This window comes from Rhizobacter sp. (assembly GCA_021153565.1).
In the GTDB taxonomy this organism is placed as follows: domain Bacteria; phylum Pseudomonadota; class Gammaproteobacteria; order Burkholderiales; family Burkholderiaceae_C; genus Albitalea.
Genome location: JAJKJU010000380.1, coordinates 1 through 5628, shown reverse-complemented (window position 1 = coordinate 5628; position 5628 = coordinate 1). Strand labels below are relative to the sequence as shown.

Sequence of the window (5628 nt, the reverse complement as noted above, 5' to 3'; positions counted from 1 at the left end):
GCGTCGAGGGCGCCCGCTCGTGCGGAACGCACTGAGGCGGCCGCGCCGGCCGCCTCGCGAAGAAGCCGCCGCCAGCGCGGCGCGGCGAACAAACCGACACCCGTTGAGACGGTGGCCGGTCCGTCGGCATCGCCCGCCGACCAGCGGCGTGATCGGGCCCTGGCGGACGCGCGGCAGGCCCTCGGCAGATCGCGTGACCTCGACCGCCAGGACGTCCTGCAGTCCCGCGTCGTGGACCTCGCACGCGCCGTCGGCGTGGACACATCGACGGTGGGCTCGTTCGAGCGCCTGCACATCGACCCCATGCACATCGCGAAGGCCATCCGCGGCTCGATGACGAAGTGGTTCGGCGACCCGGCGCAACTGCGCGCGGTCGGCCAACAATTGGCCGCGCTGCCGACCGCGCAACGCGGCACACCGGAAGTCGCGGAGCTGTCCACGCGGCTCGAGCGCCGCGCCGCGTTGCTGGACCTGCTTCCGCAACGGCTTCTGGCCGATGAGATCGATGGCATCAAAGGTCATGCGCTCCCCAAGGGTAACCATCTGGCCCGCCTGCTCGAGGTGGGGCACATCGCCCAGGTTGGCCCTCCGAGGCGGCTACCCTCAGCGGCCGAACCGGGGCCCGCAGGCACCGTGTTCGAGATGGAGATCCAGCTCAAGCCGCTTGCGGACGGCACGCCCACGCCTTCTCTCTACCTTCACCTTCACACCGATGCACCGGTGGCGCCGGAAACCGCCGCGACGCTCCCGCTGAACCGGTTCAAGGCCGTCCACGTGAAAACGGCGGAACAGCGCAACCTGGGCGCGAAATGGGAAGACATGCGGCAAGCGCTGGGCCACGATGACAAGGTGCACCGTGGACAGGTAGGCGGCGAGGTGCTGGAGAAGCTGCAGGCCATGTCGCGCCGTGCAGCCGACCGGTAGAGTGATATCGCGAGGCTTCAGTGCCGCTTGAAAAACGGGGCTTGCCGCAAGACATTTTTTTGGGCGGAGGGGCCGCGGCCGATAGGGATATCTGCCCGGCAAAAGACCCATGGTCCGCGTCGGAGCGGTAAGCCAAAGGCGATTCAAGCCCAGCTGAAAGATCCGCACCGCTGTCGCAGCGCCTTCATGGCCCTGCTGACGCGGAGCGGGCATGATCGAAATACTCTCAGCCTCTCAGAGCCGGCGCGACGCGGGCACGAGGCGGTCGTTGCGCGGAACGTCCGTCTCGGACACGATTTCGGTCGCGATTTGCGTACACACCGCCCGGCACAGCATGGCGGCGCGTTCACTCTGGATGCGGTAGAAGATTTGCGTGCCTTCACGCCGGCGCGCCAGAATGCCAGCGCGGTACAGCGTGGCCAAATGCTGCGACATGTTGGGCTGTGTCGCGTCGATTTCGGACAGCAACTGCGACACGTTCTTTTCGCTCTGGCACAACGCGCTGATCAACTTGAGCCGCACCGGCGTCGACAGCACGGAAAACAGCTCCGCCGCAGCGGCGAACACCTCGTCGGACTCTTCGTTGGCCACGATAGGCTCCTTCGGCTCGGCAACGCCTTGAGTCTATGCGCAACGACTCATTCGACAGGTCAATCGCGCTGCTGCTCCATCAGCAAAAACGTGTTGTACGCGTTCATGCGATTGGCCGCGTCGAAAAGCGGCAGGCCGCGAAAGCGCGACCAATCGGTTCGGCGTAGGAACGGCTCCATGTTCCGCGCCGCTTCGCCCATCGTGAGGCGCAGATAGGCGATGTACTCGCGCGTGGCTTCGCGAGCATGGATCGAGGGTGGGCCGTAGCAACGGCACGATGAGCCTTGGCAACGAAACTCAGCAGGCGATCCAGTGCCTGCTGTCCGCGCCCGGATGCGGCGCCAGTGCCAGTCGTTCAAGGCTTGAAGTACGCGTAGCCCTGCTTCTGCAACCGAGTCACGCGGACCGCTCCTGAGGGCGTGAAGTCTGCTTCCTGAACGAACTGTTCCTTCTTCAAGTTCCGCGTCCTCAGCGTCAGCTCGCAAACCTCGAACTTCACGCCGCGCGCGGCGAGTGCTGCAATGGCGCCGGCGTATGGGCTGTCGCTGCGGTCCTTCGCGCCTTCCATTTCCATCAGGAAGTCCACGCCTTCGCCATGCGTCACGAAAATGATCTTCGCCGATGGGTCGACGTCGAGTTGGTTGCGTGCGTTGCGCAAACCGGCGAGCGCCTGCACCTTGCTGTCGGTAACGTGGTAGATGACCTGGTCCTGCGCGAACGCGGCGGCGTGGCTGAATACGAGTGCAGCGCAGATGAAGAGTTTCTTCAACATGTTCAGCATGGGGTGGTCCTCTTGTTTAGGCAAGGCCGGAGTTGCCCCGCACGCCGATGAGTTGCGGCGCATTGAGTCGGCGTGGGGCGACGCGGTCCTTCGCCTTGAGCCAGGACTCGAGCACATCCCACACCGGCTTGTTGCCGGCCCCGCGCGCCTCTTCAGCCACGGGCGCCCAGCCGGCGACGCGGTAGGTCTTGCTCGGATCGAGGGGCCGGCCGGCGAGACGCATGTCCTGGATCCTGTTGCCCATCTTCTCGCCGGGCGCGCAGGCATAGGTCAATCCGCCGACACGCACCATGTCTCCGCCTTGCTGATAGTACGGATCAGGGTTGAAGAGGTTGTCGCAGACGTCCTCGAGCACGGTCTTGATCGTCTGGCCGCTCATTTCCGTGACAGTAGCGTACGAGTAGGTCGTCGCGACCTGGCCCATCAGTTCCTCGCGGGTGATGGCGTCGCCTGGCAGCAGTGACGTGCCCCAGCGGAAGCCTGGCGAAAATGCGATCTCGGCTCCTTGCACGTCCATCAGCGCATCCAGGATCAACTGGTCCCAGCTGCCGTTGAAATTGCCGCGCCGGTACAGCAACCCGTCGGTGACAGCCAGCGTCTCGGCGAGCTTCGTCTCGTAGGGGGCGCGAAGCTTGCGGATCAGCGCCGCCATCTCGGGGTCGGCCCGAAGCTGGTTCGAAAACACCGGCAACAGCCGATAGCGGAAGTCACGCACGGTGCTGCCGGCGACATCGAAGTCGAGCACGCCGAGGAACTTGCCGTTGGAGCCGGCGTTGGTGACGATCGTCTTGCCGCCTGGGTTGGCCACAATCACCGGCACCGGCATTCCATCGTGCGTGTGACCGCCGAGGATGGCGTCGACGCCGCGCACGCGGCTGGCCATCTTGAGGTCGACGTCCATCCCGTTATGGGACAACACGACGACCAGCTTCGCTCCCTTGGCACGTGCCTCATCCACCACCGCCTGCATGTTCTCTTCCTGGATGCCGAAGCTCCAGTCGGCCACCATGTAGCGCGGGTTCGCGATCGGCGTGTACGGAAAGGCCTGCCCGACTATCGCCACGGGAACGCCGTCGATCTCGCGCATCGTGTACGGCTTGAACACCGTATCGCCAAAGTCGACCGTCTTGACGTTCTGGGCGATGAATTCGGTGCGGCCCTTCAGGTCCTTCTCGACAATCTCCTTCACGCGGTCCTGGCCGTAGGTGAATTCCCAGTGGCCGGTCATCACGTCGACACCCAGCAGCTTGCACGCGTCGACCATGTCCTGCGCATTCGTCCAAAGCGAGGTCGCGGAACCTTGCCAGGTGTCGCCGCCGTCGAGCAGCAAAGCGCCAGGGCGGCTCGCCTTCATGCGCTTGACCAGCGTGGCCAGGTGAGCAAAGCCGCCGACACGACCGTAGCGGCGCGCCCCCTTTTCGAAGTCGACCGCAGTAAAAGCGTGCGCACGTGCACTGCCGGGCACGATCCCGGTCCTGCGCAGCAGCTGTTCGCCGACCAGATGCGGCATCTGGCCTGACATAGCGCCGACACCGAGGTTGACGCTTGGCTCACGGAAGTGAAGCGGCAGCAGTTGCGCATGGCAGTCGGTCATGTGCAGCAGCGACACGTTGCCGAAACGCGGCAACTCGTACAGCGCGTTCTCTGCGACGCCTGCATCGGCATCGGCATGGCGACCCAGCGCCATGCCGGCCACCGAGGCACAGGCGAGCATTTGCGCGAAGTCGCGCCGGGACAGGTTCATGCGGACAGACTCGCGGCTACTGGTTAACGGGGGACTTGGGGTCGAGCAACAGCGCCATCAGATCGCGAATCTGCGCCTCGTTCAGGGCTCCGGCGTGACCAAAACGCGGCATGTTGGAGCAGGCGTTGGTGGCCTTGGCGTTCCACAGCTTGCCCCATGTGTACTTGACGATTTCGATGGACGCCGGATCGGCTGGGTCGCTCACGCCGCGCAGCTTGCCGTAGTTGTAGAGGCTCGGTCCGATCGTGCCGAACGAAATCTCGGCTTTGGCGATCTGGTGGCAGTTGTAGCAGTTGCCGCCGCCCGGGGCGCCGGCCTGGTCGGTCCAGGTCATGCCGCGTCCATTCTGCGCGAGCTTCTCGCCTTCCTTCCAGTCGCCTAGATACTTGCCGTCCTTTGGCCATTGGATGGTGGTGAGCGCCTCGGCTTCCAGCTTCTTGGTGACACTTTCTATGGGAGTTGCCTGCGCCGAGCACGCCTGCTGCGCGCCGTCCTGGGTCAAGCGGTCGACCGTGGCGATGCCCTGTGTGCTGAACGAGCCCTTGATCATCTGCACTGCAACTTCGTCGTACTGCTTCTCGCTCGGCGCAGTGGCGCAGCCGGCCATCACCGTGATCAGCGCAAACAATGCCGCGCCCACCGCCGTCTCGTTCAAATGAATGTTCATCTGCGTTTCCTCAGCGCTTGATGGACGGCGCGGCGCTCGCAACGCCCTTGCCATTGACGCCCATGTAGGCCGCCAACGCGATGGTCGCGTCCGATGTGAAGCCCGGGTACGGAAACCGCTGCTGGCGGAAGCAGTCGTTCAGTCGCCGCTGCATACCCCAGAGCTCTCCGCTCGAAACGCGGTAGGCTGGCCAGGCACCAAAGCCGGCGCCGGCGCCAACATTCGTCGTCAAGTTCGGCAGGTCCTGCAGGCGAATGCGCTTGCCGTCTTCGGCGTGGCAGGTCGCACAAGCAAAATCGTAGGGGCCGCTACGGAAGTGGAAGATGCGTTTGCCGGCCTCGTAGAACTTGCGCTCTTCCGGGTGCACCTGCGGGAGATTGAGCTTCATGCCGCGCGACTCGGCCGCGATGTACGCCACCAGCCCTTCGAGGCTGGCCTGCTCGCCCTTGCCGAACGGCGTCTTCGCGATCTCGGCCGCGTTGAAACCCTGCAGCGTCTCCATGCAGCTCAGCAGGCGCGACTCGAGGTCCTGCATCCGACCGGTGTCCGCGAAATAGCGCGGCAGTTCGACGAAGGCGCCCTTGATGACGCCCGGGCCCTTGCCGAGGTCACAGCGTTCGAGTGAGACATTCTTCGGCCCGCGAGGTTTCTTCCACAGGTCCTCACCCTTGGCCTCGAACAGCTCGGCCGGATTGCCTTCAGCAAGCAAGGCGCGGTATTCGGCGATGCTTTCGGCGGTGCTCTTCGACTGGGCCTGCGCGCCTGCGGCCGCGACGGCCAGCACGACAATCGTCAATGTCTTGATCATGTTGCGTCCAGTTCAGAGGCTGAGAGTTTTTCGAGCGTGCCCGAGCAGCACGTCAAAAGGCGCCTGATCTAGGCGCAAAGCGCAGCCATAGCTCGTGCTATGGCGAGCATTTG

The 5628-nt window shown here is 64.5% G+C and carries 6 protein-coding genes and 1 pseudogene; 1 reads left to right on the top strand and 6 read right to left on the bottom strand.

Annotated features, from left to right (window positions below; genetic code table 11):
• A pseudogene (locus AC30NL_RS23275) lies at positions 1–924 on the top strand (hypothetical protein); the annotation flags it as partial.
• A gap of 234 nt (positions 925–1158) precedes the next feature.
• On the opposite strand, the gene AC30NL_RS23270 reads toward AC30NL_RS23275, so the two are convergent.
• From AC30NL_RS23270 to soxA, 6 genes are read right to left on the bottom strand one after another with little or no spacing between them, the layout of a single operon-like run.
• The gene (locus AC30NL_RS23270; protein ID WP_489466354.1) at positions 1159–1515 is read right to left on the bottom strand and encodes an ArsR/SmtB family transcription factor; all 357 of its coding nucleotides are present in this window, start codon (positions 1513–1515) and stop codon (positions 1159–1161) included.
• A gap of 59 nt (positions 1516–1574) precedes the next feature.
• Complete coding sequence (locus AC30NL_RS23265) at positions 1575–1874, bottom strand: hypothetical protein (RefSeq protein ID WP_489466353.1); 300 nt, start codon at positions 1872–1874, stop codon at positions 1575–1577.
• Entirely contained in the window at positions 1871–2296 is a 426-nt protein-coding gene (locus tag AC30NL_RS23260) for a DsrE family protein (protein WP_489466352.1), read from the bottom strand. The genes AC30NL_RS23265 and AC30NL_RS23260 overlap by 4 nt, the downstream gene beginning before the upstream one ends.
• A gap of 16 nt (positions 2297–2312) precedes the next feature.
• A complete protein-coding gene (gene soxB / locus AC30NL_RS23255; protein WP_489466351.1) occupies positions 2313–4040 on the bottom strand; it encodes a thiosulfohydrolase SoxB in 1728 nt (575 codons plus the stop codon).
• A gap of 16 nt (positions 4041–4056) precedes the next feature.
• Positions 4057–4707: a sulfur oxidation c-type cytochrome SoxX gene (gene soxX, locus AC30NL_RS23250; protein WP_489466350.1), complete on the bottom strand. Its 651-nt coding sequence runs from the start codon at positions 4705–4707 to the stop codon at positions 4057–4059.
• A gap of 10 nt (positions 4708–4717) precedes the next feature.
• Positions 4718–5515 carry a sulfur oxidation c-type cytochrome SoxA gene (gene soxA, locus AC30NL_RS23245; protein ID WP_489466349.1) on the bottom strand — a complete coding sequence of 266 codons (798 nt, stop codon included), beginning with the start codon at positions 5513–5515 and terminating at the stop codon, positions 4718–4720.
• Between the last annotated feature and the right edge of the window lie 113 nt (positions 5516–5628).